The sequence below is a fragment of the Bacillus sp. TE8-1 genome (genome assembly GCF_008368855.1).
GTDB classification, from domain to species: domain Bacteria; phylum Bacillota; class Bacilli; order Bacillales; family Bacillaceae_G; genus Bacillus_A; species Bacillus_A cereus.
In genome coordinates this window covers 371,769-388,954 of the sequence record NZ_QPET01000014.1, presented here as the reverse complement: position 1 = coordinate 388,954, position 17,186 = coordinate 371,769, and the positions used below count along the sequence as shown (strand labels likewise).

The following is a 17,186-nucleotide window of genomic DNA, read 5'->3' as shown; positions in this document are numbered from 1 at the left end:
TATGGTATTCGAAGGTCATTTAGTTGGTACAGGATTAAAAGTTGGAGTTGTTGTTGGACGTTTTAACGAATTTATTACAAGTAAGTTACTTGGCGGCGCTTTAGACGGATTAAAGCGTCACGGTGTAGAAGAAAGTGATATTGATGTTGCTTGGGTTCCTGGTGCATTTGAAATTCCTTTAATCGCTAAAAAGATGGCTAGTAGCGGAAAGTATGATGCTGTTATTACATTAGGTACTGTAATCCGAGGTGCTACAACTCACTACGATTACGTTTGTAATGAAGTAGCAAAAGGTGTTGCGTCTTTATCACTACAAATGGACATCCCAGTTATTTTCGGCGTATTAACGACAGAAACAATTGAACAAGCGATTGAACGCGCAGGTACGAAAGCTGGTAATAAAGGATATGAATCAGCTGTTGCTGCAATTGAAATGGCTCACTTATCAAAACAATGGGCATAAAAAAAGAGGCTGCGGCCTCTTTTTATTTTTTCACCTTTTTTTGTACATCTTTTATTAATTCATTCATCGTTTTTCCTTCTGTTTTTATATGAAGAGCTTGTGCTGTTCTCCATACATTCTCTCTTTTTTTCGCTTCTTCTATAATAGTAATTTCTTTTCTAACTTCCTTTAAATCTTTTCCTTCCGTTTTCAATCCAAAATGTTCAGCTTTCGTTCGAAAGTGTTGTTCGATTCTTTGTTGCATCTCTTTTTGTTCAGGATTTTCAGCAGCCTTAACTGGATCAGAACTTATTGCTTTTATTAAAATTAAACAAGTCATAATCGCTAATATGTATTTGTACATGTAAAATCCTCCAACCCAATATAAATTACATATTTACTATGTACAACTAGGGCTTGGAAAATTCGTCCACAAAAATTCTTTTTTTCGTTCAAAAACCAATAGTAACAGGCGTTCACAACTATTTATTACATTTTATTTACAAAAAAAGCAAACCCTTTTACAAGTTTGCTTTTTCATCTATCTTATAATGCACACTCTTCAATCTCAAATCCTAAATCTGCAATCATACCCCAGTCTGCAGTCGGCTCTTGTCCAGCTGTCGTTAAGTAGTCCCCGACAAAAATAGAATTCGCTGCAAATAAACCGATTGGCTGTACAGAACGTAAATTGATTTCACGTCCTCCTGAAATACGAATTTCTTTTGTCGGGTTTACAAAACGCATCATTGCCAGTACTTTTAAACATTCTACTGGCGTTAACTCTTTTTGCCCTTCAAGAGGTGTCCCCTTTACAGCAACAAGGAAATTACAAGGGATAGAATCTGCATCTATACGTTGTAATTCAAATGCAATTTCAGCACGCTCTTCAATTGTTTCTCCCATGCCAAAAATCGCTCCAGAGCATGGGGAAATGCCCGCTTGTTTTGCTTTTTGAACTGTATCAACACGATCATCATACGTATGAGTTGAACAAATACTATCGTAATTATTTGCATGTGTATTTAAGTTGTGGTTATAACGGTGCACGCCTGCTTCCGCTAAACGTCCTGCTTGATCTTCATTTAAGAAACCTAAACAACAACAAATCTTCAAGTCTGTCGTTTCACGAATTTCCTTAACTGCTCCAATTACGTGATTTACCTCTTTATCCGTCGGACGACGACCAGACGCTACAATACAATATGTACCTGCTTTACGGCGTATTGCTTCATGTGCCCCTTCTACAATCTTCTCCTGCGTTAACCATGCATATTTATCAATCGGTGCTTCTGAAATAATAGACTGTGAGCAATATCCACAATCTTCAGGACATAATCCAGATTTCGTATTAATAATCATATTCAATTTTACTTTCTTACCAAAGTGATGATGGCGAATAATGTAAGCTGCATTCATAATTTCTAAAACTTCTGTATCATCAGCTTCTAATATCGCTATTGCATCTTCTTTCGTAATCATTTTCTCTTCCACTACGTCGTATGCAAGTTTTTTCCAATCCCTTTTTGTTTGTACTTGTTTCATTTCATCTCTTCCCCTCTTTTGTTATATGTATAAATAAAGCATGATACGTTGCCATTATCCCTTCATTTCCCGTGAAGTCTCTTTCGTATATGCGTAGCATCGCACGAAAGAGTGAGGGACTTTGACAATATGATCCTTCATTGCTATTAGTTGCTCCTACTTTTCGAATAGAATGCAGAAACTCCTTAACTTCTGTAAAACTCTCTATGTAACATGTTTCAGAAACATGCACATCTCCTGTTTCTATCTTACATATATGAAGCAACTGATCTTTTGAATAAAAACGTTGACCAATCGATGTTTCATTTTTTATATTTCTTTCTTCTTTCGCACGTTGGAACGAAGCATGCAATTCTTGAAATGTTTCATGTCCAAACGTTGAAAAGAGTAATATCCCATCTATAGACAAATGTTGAAATAAATTTCTTAACACTTGTTGTAAATTATTTAACCATTGAAATGTAGCATTTGAAATAATGACATCATATGATTCTTCTAATCGTAATCGCTCAATATCTTCACAGTGAAACGTTACATTTTTTACATTTTGTCTAGTTTGCGCAATCGCAATCATACTTTCAGCAAAATCAACTGCTGTAATATGTGATTTCGGAAATAACTTTGATAATTGCTCTGTTACATACCCCGTCCCGCATCCTAGTTCTAAAATACGTATTGATGCCGTTTCACTATATCGTTCCTTTAAGATTGAAAGTAATGAATGTGCCATCTTTTTTTGTACATTTGCATATCGATCGTAAGATACGGCTGCCCCATTAAACCGTTTTTGTAGTAACGTTTTGTTGATCATGTCGTATCCCCTCTACAAATTGAATTATTTCATTTGCGCAATATTCAAAATTCGTCACACATAATGCATGCCCTGCTTCACTTACTACTTTCAGCTCGCTGCTGCTATTTTCCGTCATACTACGTGCCGCAGACAATGGGCATATTACATCCTGTTCTCCGTGAATAAGTAGTATAGGTACTTTAATTTCTTTTAGTTCTTCTCTCATATCTGTTTCTATTAAATAATCTAAACCTAGTTGTAAAGACTGAATAGAATCACCTTTAAAACGGTCTACAATGTCTTCAAAGTTTTTATTCTCTTTTAGCTCATCTTTCGTAAACATATTTTCATAAAACCGCTTGAGCGTATCTTCTTTCCTTCTCGCCAAATTCCTTTTCAGCCGTTCTACATGCAAAGCATTCCATCCGTTACTGTAATCGCTCGTATTTGTAAATTTAGCAGTACCACCAATTAATACGATGCCTTTTGCCTGAATCTTTTTATAAGCTTCAACTGCTGCTAACGCTCCTAGTGACCATCCAACCAATATTACGTTGTCATTATGCGCTACATCTATAATTCGTTCCGCAAATTCACTTCGTTCTTTCACATTACGCCAATCTATGCATTGAACAGAATATCCTTTAAAATACGGAAGTACTAAATCCCAAATATTCTCTTCCATTCCCCATCCGGGGATAAAAATAATCTTTAGCTCATTCATACGAAAAGCTCCTCTTCTTTCGCAATGTGGATAATTCGGTCAATAGCCCATTTTAAATCAGCTATTGTATGTTGCGATGTAACTGCAAAGCGAATTCGAGAACTATGAACCGGCACAGTTGGCGGACGAATTGCAATGGCCGCAATCCCTGCCCCTTGCAACCTTTTACTAAACCGTAAAGCATGTTCATTTGAACCGACTACAATCGGTACAATATGAGTTGAACTATTCCCAATATCAAAACCAGCATCCCTTAATTTAGTTCTGAAGTATTCTCCGTTTGCTATAAGGTTCTCTCTTCTTTCGTTATCTTCTTTTACAATTTCAATTGCTTTTTGCACCGCTCCTAACGTACTTGGTGGTAAAGCTGTAGTAAAAATAAAGCTTCTCATCATATTTTGTAAATACTCTATATAAATTTCATCACCTGTCAAATACGCACCATAACACCCTAAAGCCTTGCTAAACGTCCCCATATGTATATCAATTTTTTGAGAAAGATTTTTTTCTATATGAGATAACCCAGCTCCGCCGATTCCATATATTCCACTCGCATGTGCTTCATCGACTATAATGATTGCCCCGTATTTCTCTTTCAGCTGTACTAAATCTCTCAAATACGCAGTATCACCGTCCATACTAAAAACGGTATCTGTTACGATTAATTTCCTTTTTTCAGGCGAAGCCATTTTCAACAACTTCTCTAAATGATCCAAATCATTATGACGATACCTTTTATGCTCTGCCCCGCTTAATATGATTCCATCAACAATACTTGCGTGATTTAACTTATCACTAAAAACAATATCGTGCCGAGAGGCTAAAGAAGATATGGCACCTATATTTGCCGTATACCCACTATTTACAATTAAAGCTCTTTCAGTACCTTTCCAGTCACATATGCTTCTCTCAACCTCTTCATATAATAGATGATTTCCTACAACGAGACGAGAGGCAGTCGCTCCAGTTCCATATCTTTTTGTACAGGCAATAGCAGCTTCTTTTAACCTTTCATCTCCAGCTAACCCTAAATAATTATTTGACGCTAAATTTAACATCCTTTTTTTATCTCGAATAAGCCAAGTCTCTTCTGCCTTCTCTGTTACATGCAAATCACGATACTGCCCTTGCTCATGTAATTGTTGTAATTTACATTGAAGGTGCGCCCGCCACGTTTGATTCATTTTGGATAAACTCCTCTAATTTTGAAATCATAATATGTTCTTTTGCAGATTCTAATACTTCTTCTTTCGTAAACTCACCTTCAAAGAATGGTAATAATCCTAAAACTGGTACCCCGCTCAGCTCTTCAATCATCTCTTTATTTTCTTGCACTCTTTCCATTTCACATTCTTTGCAACCTGATAAAATGACACCCGCTACGGTTAAGCCATGCGCCTTTGCGTAAGCAATCGTTAACACTGTATGATTTACTGTTCCTAATATAGGACGAGCTACTACAATAAGAGGCAACTGTAATTCTTTTGCAAAATCAATTACTAAAGCATCTTCTGTATATGGGACAGCAAGCCCACCTGCCCCTTCTACAAATAAGCTATTAAACTCTTTTAATAGTTCATTATAGTAATCAGTAATTTCTTTTAACTTTACTACTCTTCCAGCTCTTTTCATCGCAAGTCTCGGAGCAAGTGGTTCTTCAATAGAATAAGGGCAAATTTCATTTTCTTGTGTCGGCACACCTGATAATGCTTTTAACCTTGCCGCATCTCCCTCAGGGTTTGATGCAACATGCCCACTTTGCAACGGTTTATATACTCCGATGTTATATCCCAATTCTCTAAATACACCGGCTAATGCACCGGCAACGACAGTTTTCCCCACTTCAGTATCTGTTGCTGTTATAAAAAAACCGCTCATTATTCTCCCTCCGTAACATCCGAGATTGCTTTATACAAAATACGTAACATATCATCAATCTCCTCAATTGTAGAAGCAAGAGGTGGCATAAATACAATCGTATTACCGAGCGGTCGCAAGATCATACCCAGCTCTCTTGCGCGTTTACATACTTGAACACCAACTCTTTCTGTCCAGTCAAACGCTTCTTTCGTTTCCTTATTCTTCACAAGCTCAATACCAACCATTAATCCGCACTGACGAATATCACCTACATGTTTATACGCAAAGAGCTTTTCTAATTGCGCTGCCACATAATCCGTTTTATGTGTCACTTCTTCTATTAAATTTGTTTTTTCATATAGCTCTAAATTCGCGATTGCTACGGCACACCCTAACGGATTGCCTGTGTAGCTATGTCCATGGAAAAATGTTTTTTGTTCTTCATATTCTCCTAAGAAGGCATTATATATTTCATCTGTCGTTACCGTAACTGCAATTGGTAAATATCCACCTGTTAAACCTTTCCCGGCAGTTAAAATGTCTGGCGTCACATTTTCATGTTCACAAGCAAACATTTTCCCTGTACGCCCAAATCCAGTCGCTACCTCATCTGTAATAAATAATACATTGTACTTAGTACATAAATCGCGCAGTCCTTTTAAATATCCTTTTGGCATTGTAATCATCCCGCCAGCACCTTGCATTAATGGCTCTACAATGATGGCAGCTACTTCTTCATGCTTTTCTTTCAACAATTCTTCCATTTCTTCTAAATGGCTTTTTACAATTTCCTCCTTATTATTTCCGTAAGGAGAACGATACGTATATGGATACGGCATTTTAATCGCATCAAATAAGAGCGAACTATACACTTGGTGAAACAAGTCTATTGCTCCTACCGAAACAGCTCCAATTGTATCACCGTGATATGCTTCTTTTAATGTAACGAATCTTTGTTTCTTTCGTTTCCCTTTATGCTGCCAATATTGGAAAGCCATCTTAATTGCAATTTCAACAGCGGTAGAACCTGAATCAGAATAGAATACCTTCTTCAATCCATCTGGTACAACCTCAATAATTTTTTCTGCTAATAAAATAGATGGAACGTTAGCAAGTCCTAGCATAGTAGAATGAGCAATTTTATTTAATTGCTCACGAATTGCTTCATCTAATTCCGGTACTTGATGTCCGTGAACATTTAACCATATAGATGAAACACCATCCCAATATTCATTACCATTTACATCGTATAGCTTTCTTCCCTCTCCACGTTCAATAATGACAGGATCTTCTTCTAAATAATCTTTCATTTGTGTAAATGGGTGCCATACGTAAGCTTTATTTTTCTCTGCTAATTCTTCATATGTATAAGATGATTTTTCAATCGTTTTACTATTTATTGTCACAATTGTCACCCCTAATGTTAACTTGTTTATAAACAAAGTTAACATTAAATCTGAATGACTGTCAATTATTTTAAAATCAAATAGTTCTTAAAAAAGAACAACTTATCATACGATAAGTTGTTCTACTTTCCATGCTGTATCTTTCCAATTTCTAAAATAATTTCTTCATCTTTTTTTCCCTCTGTATTAATTCCAAGCTGCTTCGCATGCTCAATTAATAAATCATGACGCTGCTCAAATCTAGCCTTATTTACTTCTTTCGTAATTTCTTCTTTTGTTTTTCCATCACTAGAAACCCCTAGTTTCGTAGCTGCTTTCTCCATCGACTTCTTCTCTTCCGCTTCTTTCGCTTTCTTCACTTCTGACTGCTGTACTTGCTTTTTCTTCGCTTGCTCTGATTCAGCTGCAAAAGCTGTGTAAATGCCAGCACTTCCGCCAATGACTAGTAAGGTGGTAAAAAGAATTATTTTTTTCTTCACTCTTTCCTCCCCTTTCAAATTCATTATAACGCACATTTTTTAGTGTTAAAACCTATCTCCTTTATTTCCCTAAAAAAATATCACATATTTTTATTGACATGTATGATGAATATATGATAAAAATTTAACTAACATCATATGAATCGGCGTTGATAGGATTTAGTAGTATTTCGATTTCTGATTTCAGAGAGCTGGTGGTCGGTGCGAACCAGTACAGAGCGAATTATGAATTACCCCCTGGAGCTTCTTTTACGAAACGTAAGGAGTAGTGAAAGACGGTTATAGACCGTTATGTCTAAAGAGTGGTGAAACGAAACTGTTTCACAATTTAGGGTGGTACCGCGAATTTTTCGTCCCTGCATATATTGCAGGGGCGTTTTTTATTTTATAAGCGCATATCATATGACCCTTTATTTTGTGATACATTCATTTCACAAGCTAGGGTGGTACCGCGATTTCTTCGTCCCTGCATAATTATATGCAGGGACGTTTTTTTATCCAATCATTTCCGTATCATATAGAAGGACTAACAATTACCGGTAATTTGTCACAAAATTCTAAATTTTAGAAGGAAATATACAATATTGGCGAATTTTATATAAAAAAGAGCTATTTCACATTACTTAGGAGGGGAAAACAATGGTTTCAAAAATTGAGTCTGTTCTTTTAACAATTTTTATCTTTTTCTGTATTGGTTTTAGTGTTATTCAATTAGAAGTTTCACCACACATCCCAATTTTATTTGGTATCGTTCTTTTATTAGCATTTGGATTCTTGAAGAAAATCTCTTGGTCTACTATGGAGAAAGGGATGATTAGTAGTATTTCAGCTGGCATTCCATCTATATTTATTTTCTTACTTGTAGGCGTATTAATTAGCGTTTGGATCGCAGCTGGAACTATTCCCACTTTAATGGTATACGGCTTCCAACTTGTATCTCCAAAAATTTTCGTTCCAACTGTTTTTGTTGTTTGTGCAATTGTTGGAACGAGTATCGGTAGTGCATTTACAACTGCTGCAACTGTAGGACTTGCCTTTATGGGAATGGGTACTGCCCTTGGATACGATCCAGCTCTTATTGCTGGTGCAATTATTTCTGGTGCATTCTTCGGAGATAAAATGTCTCCTTTATCTGATACAACAAACTTAGCGCCTGCTGTAACAGGTGTAGATTTATTTGAACATATTCGTAACATGCTTTGGACAACAGTGCCAGCTTTCATTATTGCTTTTATCGCATTTTTCATTTTAGGAAGCGGATCTGGTGGAAACGTTGATTTCTCAGCATTTATTAACACACTAGAAAAAAATGCAACGATTTCTATCGTTACACTGATTCCTATTTTATTACTGTTCCTATTCGCATTTAAAAAGGTACCCGCAGTTCCAACATTACTTGCAGGAATTGTGGTAGGGATTATTATTCTCTTTATTTTTAAACCTAGCACTTCTTTAGCTGATTTAATAAAAATTATGCAAGACGGTTACGTTTCTAAAACTGGTATCAAAGACATTGACAGCTTATTATCTCGCGGTGGCCTGCAAAGTATGATGATGTCAATTGCTCTTATTTTCCTAGCTCTTTGTATGGGAGGATTATTACAAGGAATGGGTATTATAGCGCAGCTGATGAATATTATCTCTAGCTTCGTAAAAACTAGTACACGCTTAATTATTTCTACTGCTTCAACTGCAATTGGTGTAAACTTCTTACTTGGTGAGCAATACTTATCTATCGTTTTAACAGGACAAGCATTCGCTAATAAATACGATGAAGTCGGTTTAGAACGTCGTAATTTATCACGAGTATTAGAAGATGCTGGTACAGTAATTAATCCACTCGTACCATGGGGTGTAAGTGGCGTATTCTTAACAAACGTTCTTAGCGTTCCAACATTCGATTACCTGCCATACGCAATCTTCTGTTTAGCTTGTCCAGTCGTAACCATTATCGTCGGTTTTACTGGATTCGGTCTTTCATGGAAAAAAGAAAAAGCAGTACCAGTTTCATAATATAATAAAAAGGATTACCAAATCGGTAATCCTTTTTATATTTCTCGACTATCTATTCGCTTTCTTTCTTCTAAATAACATAAGTAATCCCGCTCCAACAAACGCAAGACCCGCTCCAATTGTAGAAGCAATACTTGCACCTGTTTTCGGTAAATCACGTTCATCTTTTTCAGCTTCTTTATTTTCACTTACAGTTGTTGTTTCTTTTGTATTTTGATCATCTGTTGTAGTTTGTCCAGATCCAGTATTGTTTCCATCTTGCTTTGGTTCATTACCATTATTACCTTCTTCTGTTGGTGGTGTTGGGTTTTCTCCATTACCTGTTGGCGGTGTCGTTTGGTTTTCTCCACCACCTGTTGGCGGTGTTGTTGGATTTCCTTCACCAGTTTCTTTATCATCATTTTTCTTCGTTATATCAATTGCATATTTCGCAAATTGATTTTCAGATGGTCCAACATATGAAATCTTTCCATCTTTCTTTATATACTTTTGTGCATTTGGTGAAGAATCAAATGTTGTATTTAATTTATCTGCAACAATCGGTTTAAATGTCCAATTTTGATCAGCTGCTGGATCAATATCTTTTATTTTTTGCATATACTTCACAATGATTTGACGTGTTTCATCTTGTGATTGGTATACAACTTCCCCTTTACTTACACCTGGGAACGTTTGGCTACTTCCACGATAGTTATTTGTAGCGACGATGAACTCTTGATTGTCAGCTACTGGCTTACCTTCATATGTCATATTTACAATACGATTAGCATTTGCATTTACAACTTTTCCATCTTTATCGTATTTCGCCGGTTGTGTTACATCAATTTCGTATTTTAAGCCATCTAAAATATCGAAGTTATATGTAGGATAGCCTATATTTACTAACGGCTGTTCTTCTGTTTTCTTTGGATCAATTTGATTAAACTGACCTGCAGACATTTCAAGCCATTCTTTCACTTGTGCCCCATTTACTTTTACAGCATATAACGTATTTGGATACACGTATAAATCTGCAACGTTTTTAATTGCTAACGTTCCAGCTGGAATATCAGTATAATATGTCGCACCGTTTCGGCCACCTGCTTTAAATGGTGCTCCTGCAGATAAAACTGGAATATCTTTAATCTTTTCGTATTCTGGTTTTTTAAGTTCTTGTTCTACATACCATTTTTGCGCATTTGTCACAATTTGTACGGAAGGATCATCTTGTACTAATGAAAAATAACTATTAATTGGTGCTTTCGTTTTACCTACATGTGTATTTACATATTCGATTGTCTTTTCATGTTCATCTTTAATTTCATTAACTAATTTTTGATCAGATGCTACTAATGGATTACCTTTACTATCAGCAATCGGACGAAGTTGCGGCTTAGACTGATCTTTTTGCACTTCCCATTTTCCGTTTACCTTTTTCAATTGCATATCAATAATACCTAAGTTACTACCAAAAACACCCGGCATTACAACTGGAACACCATTAAATACATCCTTCACTTCAGTATGTGAATGTCCCATTAATACTGCATTTACGCCAGGAACTTCTGTCGCTAAATAAAACGATGAATTTTCCATTCCTTCGTTGTATCCACTCTTATCAACACCTGAATGCGCTAGTGCAACTATAATATCCGCACCTTGCGCCTTCATTTCCGGAACTAATTTTTTCGCTGTTTGCACAATATCTTTTGCTTTTACTTGTCCTTCTAAATTCGCTTTATCCCAATTCATAATTTGTGGTGGAACAAATCCCATTACACCAATTTTCACTATTTGTTTTTGGCCTGCTTCATCCACTACTTCTTTCTCTAAAATATGATATGGTCTATCAAAGTAATGCTCGTCATTCTCATCATTACCATCATGGTCATCTCTGTAGACATTCGAGTTAATAACCGGAATTTTTGCTTTACTAGTCACTTCCTTTAAATAATCTAAACCGTAGTTAAATTCATGATTCCCAAGAGAGATGACGTCATACTTCATTAAATTCATTACACGATATAATGGATGTGTATAACTAGGATCCACACGATTCTTCGGATCTTTTATTTTATTCGCTACGTAATCCCCAAGCGGTGTCCCTTGTAATGCATCCCCATCATCAAATAGGACAGAGTTTTTCACTTCTTCACGTGCTTTATTAACGAGTGTTGCCGTTTGTACAAGACCTACTTTATTATCTGTTTTCGTTTGATAATAATCGTAATTCATTAAGTTAACGTGAATATCTGATGTTTCTAGAATTCGTAAGTTAACTGTACTCTCCCCAGTGTTCTCATCTGCATGAGCTGTTGCTGGCATTACTTGCGGTGCCATTACACCAATCGCAAGAGTTGCTCCAGCTAGCATTTTTTTTGACTTTTTCACAAAAAATCCCCCTTATACAATTACCAGAAATAATGAAATGAATCCCTATCTGTCTCTAACCACATACCTTTTTTCTTCTATTAGAGACACAATTTTCATTTCACCCTGCGCTAACGAGTAGTCCCCTTAAACGCCCGATTGATGAAGACTATTAATTAAAAGGAAATAAAGCTCCCACTAGTTAAAGTTTCACCTTATCTGACATTATCATATATAAAGTTCTTTCCTATCGTCAATATTTTTTGACAAACTTCAACAAATTTTCTGTAAAGTTATTATAAACTTTTCATAAACATATAATATGCCCTTACATTGCTAATACTGCTGAATATGATACAATTACCAATTACAAGGAGGATGAATTTATGAAAAAAGTCATCTTAACAATTGTTTGTCTCCTCCTTCTGATCATTTCTTATTCTTATTTTGAAAAGAACGACGAGACAAAACAAAATGAATCTGAAGAAAAAACAGAAAAAACATCTGCCCCAAATTGGATTGATAAGCAAACAAACGAATCTTTTTATCATCTTGTATTAGGTGATTCACTCGCTAAAGGATACGGATCGACACAAGGTGGATTTGCTGAATTAGCTTCTAAGCAAATAGAAGCACAAATTCATAAACCAATTACAGTAGAAAACCTTGGGGTAAACGGTCTTACAACAGATCGTCTCGCTAAAAAAGTTCAATCAGAAGATGTAAAGGAAAAAATTAGAGCAGCAAATATAATTACAATTAATATTGGAGGAAATAATTTATTTCGTTTAAATCGTGATGTTGGTGTTATAGATGGTATAAAAATGTTAAATAAAGAAAAAGCTCATTTTGAAGCGGATATAAAAAGTATTGTAAAGACAGTTCGAGATCAAAATCCGGATGCTTTACTCATTCTCTCAGAACTCTATAACCCGTTACAACTCGATGACTCCATCGCAAGTTATGCAGATATGTTTTTAGATGGCTGGAATGAATCTGTTTATTCCATTTCCAAAACAAATCAACCATCTATCGTTTTACCAATTCGCAAATTAATATCGAATGATAAAAAAGAGTTATTATTTGACCAAGTACACCCAAATGATAACGGCTATGCAATTATTGCCAATACATTTACAAAGCAAGTGTTATCCTACAAATATTAAAGCGACCATGAAACAATTCTATTTTTATAACATGTCTTTTTTGTTACAATGATAGTGGAAGGGGGCCTTTATATGGAATCACGCGAGTGGGAACGTATTGTTGATCATCTTCTTTCGCTAGTGCCTCTTTTTTATCGCAAATTTATGCTTCCTGGAGAATTTTCTTCTCAAAGACATATGCCGCCATCACATACACAAGTATTACTGCTTTTGCATGAAAACGGCACATTAGCAGTTTCCGAAATCGGCAAGCGGCTAGCGATTTCACGGCCTAACATGACACCTCTATTAAACAAACTTATTCAAGAAGAACTAATAGAGCGTCATTATAGCGAAAAAGATCGACGGGTCATTTTAATTTCTCTAACAGCTGAAGGGAAATTATTAGTAAATCAGTATCAGCAATTCATTTTAGACAAACTAAAAGAAAATTTCCAAACATTATCTGAGGAAGAGCGCGAAAAGCTCATTCATTCTCTTCAAACCATTCAAAATTTAATTTTGAAAACAAACGTATAAAGCTGCTTCTAAATAGAAGCAGCTTTATGATTCGTAATAATTACCATAGTACACATTGGAATATGGCCATGTTGTTAAATATGGTTTTTTTTCCTGTGTAGGCTGTTGTTGTGGTAATTGTGGTATTTGTGATAATTGCTGTAATTGTTGTTGCCGATATAATTCGTATTGTCTACTCGTATCATAAACCGGATAATAATTTACATATGGATATACTTGAGGTACGTAATAATAATACATTATCCTCTCCTCCTTTTTCTTAAACATATTCAAAGGAGAAAATGGATGTGACATTGTTTATAATTGTACAAGTGGTTCTCTCACTCGTTTCTTCCTTTTCTTCAAGCGTAACTTACGGTTCTTTTCGTATAAATAATGCACAACGAAATACGAAATGAGACCAAACACAACTCCTAAAATCGTCATTCCAATTAATACATACACTTCACTTTGTAATAAGCTCTTTAATATCGTAAAAATGTGACTTGAAAACAAGTCCGATATCGTAAATGGTTCATGATGAATTTTCTGTACATGAAATGGATAAATCATTTTTCCTAGCGCATACGCAAGCGGAAATAAAAATACTGGGAGAAACGATATTTTCCCAATAATATTGCCAATAACTGCCGCAGGAAAAGATCCCTTTGCTAACCTGACGATTGGATAAAATATTACATATACGAGCGATGCCGTATAAATGACTAACATTTCTAAGCCGAATCCTATAGCAAACCCTAACGATACTTTCTTTGCGCCTTCTGGCGATCGAAGCAACTTATAATATTGAAACTTTAATATTCTCCACATCCGCTGAAAAAACGAATATGTTTTCTTAGTTGTTTTCACCCTCATCATCTCTTTAACTATATTTTTATATGTAGTATGTCCTTACACACTCTGAAAAACAAATTTAGTTTTCTCTTTTATTATAAATGATATCGAAATGGTTAACTAAATATACATATGACATTTTAATATAAAAAAACCTCCCTTTTAGGAAGGCTCTTCTACATTTTTAAATAAACTCACTAATAACGCTTTTTGAGCATGCAATCGATTACCAGCTTGCTCAAAGACGATAGACTGCGGTCCATCTATAATTTTTCCTGTTACTTCTTCTTCACGATGGGCAGGTAAACAGTGTAAGAAACGATATGTTTGCTTCGCATGCTTAACAAGTTCGTTATTGATTTGGTAAGGTTGAAATAAAGAATATTTCTCTTCTTCGCCCTCTTGCCCCATGCTCATCCAAACGTCAGTATAAATGAAATCAGCTTCATTCACCGCTAATTCAGGATCATGCAAAACTTCAATTTCAGCTCCTGTTTCCTTGGCAATCGCTAACGCTTTTTTTACAATCTCTTCATTCGGTTCATATCCTACAGGCGTTGCAACAGTCATATGCATTCCGACTTTTGCACTCGCTAGCAACAATGAATGACATACATTATTTCCGTCACCTACGTAAGCCAATTTTATTCCTTTAAATGTATTTGTTTCTTCATATATTGTCATGAGGTCTGCCAATGCTTGACAAGGATGATGATCATCCGTTAAACCGTTAATAACAGGAATACTCGATTCTTTTGCAAGCTCTTCTACATCCGCGTGCGAGAATGTACGTATCATAATCCCGTCAATATACTGCGATAATACTTTCGCAGTATCTGAAACAGTTTCTCCTCTTCCCATTTGCATCTCTTTTCCACTTAAAAACATACCATGTCCCCCGAGTTGTACCATTCCCGCTTCAAAAGATACACGAGTACGAGTTGAATGCTTATCAAAAATAAGCCCTAATATTTTGCCTTGTAATAAAGGCTCTTGCTTATTCTTTTTTAAATATATAGCGAACTCAATTAAAGAAATAATTTCTTCTTTCGTTAATTCTTCTAGTGTTAAAAGATCTTTCGTATTTAATTTCGGTACTTGTACAGTTGACATGAAACTTCCCCCTTATATGATTGATACGTTTTTTGTACAAACTACTTTTTTTATTATATATACTGCCTGTTCTAACTCTTCATTCGTGACAATGAGTGGCGGTAATAGTCTTATAACATTAGGGCCTGCTTGTAATACGAGAAGTCCTTCGTTTTCTAGTTGTTCTATAAAACTTGCAACTTCATGCTTACACTCAATCCCAATCATAAGCCCTTTACCACGTATATTTTGAATACATTCGACATGCTGTAATTCCTCTTGCAACTTCTCTAATACGTACTCGCCTTTTTCTTGTACTTCTTTTAAAAACGATGGTTTTTTACTCACTTGCAATACTTCTTTCGCTGCAGCCATCGCGATGTAATTCCCGCCAAAAGTTGAACCGTGTGATCCTGCAGTAAACGACGTTCCGAGCTCTTTCCCGCCAATCATCGCTCCGACAGGAATCCCATTCCCAAGTGCCTTTGCAACGGTAACGATATCAGGCTCTATTCCCACTTGTTCATAAGCGAATAGTGTTCCAGTTCTTCCTATCCCCGTTTGTACTTCGTCTATAATAAATAAGGAACCGAACTTATTACATAATGTTTCAATCTCTTTCAAAAAAGATAGATCAACAGGTATTACTCCTCCCTCTCCTTGAACTACTTCTACCATTACCGCCGCAACTTCTTCATTCATTACTTCCTCTAATGCTTTAATATCGTTAAAAGGGATATGTAAAAAAGATGGAAGTAATGGACCAAATCCTTCTTTTACCTTATCTTGGCCTGTTGCACTCATCGTTCCAAATGTTCTACCGTGAAAAGACTGCTGGCATGTTACGACGAGAGATTTTCCAGTATGCTTACGTGCTAACTTTAAAGCCGCTTCATTTGCCTCTGCCCCACTATTACAGAAAAACACATAATCTAATGCTCTATTTTCTGTTAATAATGACGCAACTTCTTCTTGTAAGCTGTTTGTAAACAGGTTAGATATATGCCATATATCATCAAGTTGCTCTTGTACACCTTTGAGAACAGTAGGGTGACAATGTCCTAAATTACATACGCCAATTCCTGATGTGAAATCTAAATATTCCTTACCGTTATTATCAATAACTTTCGTTCCAGTTCCCTTTACAAACTCAATAGTTCTTCTGCCATACGTTTGAAAAAGATGACTCGTCATGCAATACTCACGCCTTTCGTTACCGTCGTTCCAATACACTCTCCCGTAACCTCAGTAAAATCTTTTGTACCATTCACAATACTTATCTTTTGCACTCCCATTTTTAATGATGCTAGTGCCGCCTGTACTTTCGGAATCATCCCACCTGTAATAACACCTGTTTCTATAAAAGTTGCAATTTCAGATTCATCCGTTTCCTTTACCAAATTCCCTTCATGTAATATTCCATCTACATCCGTAATAAAAACAAGCTCTTTTGCCCCTAACGCGGCCGCAATCCCAGCCGCAGCATTGTCCGCATTTATGTTATAAATTTCATTACCATTTACCCCGATTGGAGCAATAACAGGAATATACTCCATATTTATTAATCCTTTTAATAAAGCTGTTTCTACATAACTTACTTCCCCTACATATCCTATCTCTTCGCTGACAGGTTGAATTTGAAGTAAATTGCCGTCACACCCTGAACAACCTACCGCAAGTAAATTATGCTTTTGTAAATTCATTACGAGTTTTTTATTCGTACTTCCGCATAGCACCATTTGAACAACATCCATAACTTCTTTTGGTGTTATCCGTAATCCATCTCTTTTTTCTACGTTGATGTTACAATCTTTTAATTTGGCATCAATTTCTGGTCCACCACCATGAACAATCACTACTTTATACTTCTGTTGCAATTTCTTTATACATTCAAAAAACACATCATTTAATTGATTCAACATACTACCGCCGCATTTCACTACAATATAATCGCTCATCTTCTC

At 35.8% G+C, this 17,186-nt stretch carries 18 protein-coding genes and 1 other annotated feature; of the genes, 4 read left to right on the top strand and 14 right to left on the bottom strand.

Annotation, left to right across the window (positions count from 1 at the left end):
- The first annotated feature begins 1 nt into the window (after position 1).
- On the top strand, positions 2-463 hold the full coding sequence (gene ribH, locus DN404_RS13865) for a 6,7-dimethyl-8-ribityllumazine synthase (protein WP_000230899.1): 462 nt from the start codon (positions 2-4) through the stop codon (positions 461-463).
- Between the two features lie 22 nt (positions 464-485).
- Here ribH and DN404_RS13860 read toward each other — a convergent pair whose 3' ends face one another.
- The 8 genes from DN404_RS13860 to DN404_RS13825 form a co-directional block, all read right to left on the bottom strand.
- Complete coding sequence (locus DN404_RS13860) at positions 486-806, bottom strand: hypothetical protein (protein ID WP_000280032.1); 321 nt, start codon at positions 804-806, stop codon at positions 486-488.
- 182 nt (positions 807-988) lie between these two features.
- Positions 989-1,987 carry a biotin synthase gene (gene bioB / locus DN404_RS13855; RefSeq protein ID WP_000815856.1) on the bottom strand — a complete coding sequence of 333 codons (999 nt, stop codon included), beginning with the start codon at positions 1,985-1,987 and terminating at the stop codon, positions 989-991.
- Between the two features lies 1 nt (position 1,988).
- Positions 1,989-2,798: a malonyl-ACP O-methyltransferase BioC gene (gene bioC, locus DN404_RS13850; protein ID WP_000608914.1), complete on the bottom strand. Its 810-nt coding sequence runs from the start codon at positions 2,796-2,798 to the stop codon at positions 1,989-1,991.
- Positions 2,764-3,504, bottom strand: coding sequence for an alpha/beta fold hydrolase (locus DN404_RS13845; protein ID WP_001004172.1), 741 nt, complete (start codon positions 3,502-3,504; stop codon positions 2,764-2,766). The genes bioC and DN404_RS13845 overlap by 35 nt, the downstream gene beginning before the upstream one ends.
- Positions 3,501-4,688, bottom strand: a complete 1,188-nt coding sequence (bioF, locus tag DN404_RS13840; RefSeq protein WP_001077286.1) for an 8-amino-7-oxononanoate synthase — start codon at positions 4,686-4,688, stop codon at positions 3,501-3,503. Before bioF ends, DN404_RS13845 begins: the two co-directional genes overlap by 4 nt.
- On the bottom strand, positions 4,654-5,382 hold the full coding sequence (bioD, locus tag DN404_RS13835) for a dethiobiotin synthase (protein ID WP_006921472.1): 729 nt from the start codon (positions 5,380-5,382) through the stop codon (positions 4,654-4,656). The genes bioF and bioD overlap by 35 nt, the downstream gene beginning before the upstream one ends.
- A complete protein-coding gene (gene bioA, locus DN404_RS13830; RefSeq protein ID WP_149215135.1) occupies positions 5,382-6,815 on the bottom strand; it encodes an adenosylmethionine--8-amino-7-oxononanoate transaminase in 1,434 nt (477 codons plus the stop codon). The genes bioD and bioA overlap by 1 nt, the downstream gene beginning before the upstream one ends.
- Positions 6,816-6,892: 77 nt before the next feature.
- Positions 6,893-7,249 (bottom strand): hypothetical protein, encoded by a 357-nt coding sequence (locus tag DN404_RS13825; protein WP_016123313.1) that lies wholly within the window; start codon positions 7,247-7,249, stop codon positions 6,893-6,895.
- Between the two features lie 140 nt (positions 7,250-7,389).
- Positions 7,390-7,610 (top strand) — a binding site (T-box leader).
- Between the two features lie 278 nt (positions 7,611-7,888).
- Here DN404_RS13825 and nhaC point away from each other — a divergent pair.
- Entirely contained in the window at positions 7,889-9,262 is a 1,374-nt protein-coding gene (nhaC, locus tag DN404_RS13820) for a Na+/H+ antiporter NhaC (RefSeq protein WP_000253730.1), read from the top strand.
- Between the two features lie 48 nt (positions 9,263-9,310).
- On the opposite strand, the gene cpdB is transcribed toward nhaC, so the two are convergent.
- A complete protein-coding gene (gene cpdB, locus DN404_RS13815; RefSeq protein WP_006921480.1) occupies positions 9,311-11,632 on the bottom strand; it encodes a bifunctional 2',3'-cyclic-nucleotide 2'-phosphodiesterase/3'-nucleotidase in 2,322 nt (773 codons plus the stop codon).
- A 365-nt stretch (positions 11,633-11,997) separates the two neighbouring features.
- On the opposite strand from cpdB, the gene DN404_RS13810 reads away from it, so the two are divergent.
- Complete coding sequence (locus DN404_RS13810; protein ID WP_000755851.1) at positions 11,998-12,777, top strand: GDSL-type esterase/lipase family protein; 780 nt, start codon at positions 11,998-12,000, stop codon at positions 12,775-12,777.
- A gap of 72 nt (positions 12,778-12,849) precedes the next feature.
- On the top strand, positions 12,850-13,296 hold the full coding sequence (locus tag DN404_RS13805) for a MarR family winged helix-turn-helix transcriptional regulator (RefSeq protein ID WP_000445819.1): 447 nt from the start codon (positions 12,850-12,852) through the stop codon (positions 13,294-13,296).
- Between the two features lie 24 nt (positions 13,297-13,320).
- Here the strand turns inward: DN404_RS13805 and DN404_RS13800 are convergent, their stop codons facing one another.
- From DN404_RS13800 to argB, 5 genes are all read right to left on the bottom strand, one after another.
- Complete coding sequence (locus tag DN404_RS13800) at positions 13,321-13,536, bottom strand: hypothetical protein (protein ID WP_000291956.1); 216 nt, start codon at positions 13,534-13,536, stop codon at positions 13,321-13,323.
- 57 nt (positions 13,537-13,593) lie between these two features.
- The gene (locus tag DN404_RS13795; protein ID WP_002005691.1) at positions 13,594-14,154 is read right to left on the bottom strand and encodes a DUF2062 domain-containing protein; all 561 of its coding nucleotides are present in this window, start codon (positions 14,152-14,154) and stop codon (positions 13,594-13,596) included.
- Positions 14,155-14,292: 138 nt separating this feature from the next.
- Complete coding sequence (argF, locus tag DN404_RS13790) at positions 14,293-15,243, bottom strand: ornithine carbamoyltransferase (RefSeq protein ID WP_000108862.1); 951 nt, start codon at positions 15,241-15,243, stop codon at positions 14,293-14,295.
- Positions 15,244-15,255: 12 nt separating this feature from the next.
- Positions 15,256-16,416, bottom strand: a complete 1,161-nt coding sequence (locus DN404_RS13785; protein ID WP_000200556.1) for an acetylornithine transaminase — start codon at positions 16,414-16,416, stop codon at positions 15,256-15,258.
- Positions 16,413-17,180: an acetylglutamate kinase gene (argB, locus tag DN404_RS13780; protein WP_001286797.1), complete on the bottom strand. Its 768-nt coding sequence runs from the start codon at positions 17,178-17,180 to the stop codon at positions 16,413-16,415. The genes DN404_RS13785 and argB overlap by 4 nt, the downstream gene beginning before the upstream one ends.
- Positions 17,181-17,186 lie beyond the last annotated feature (6 nt).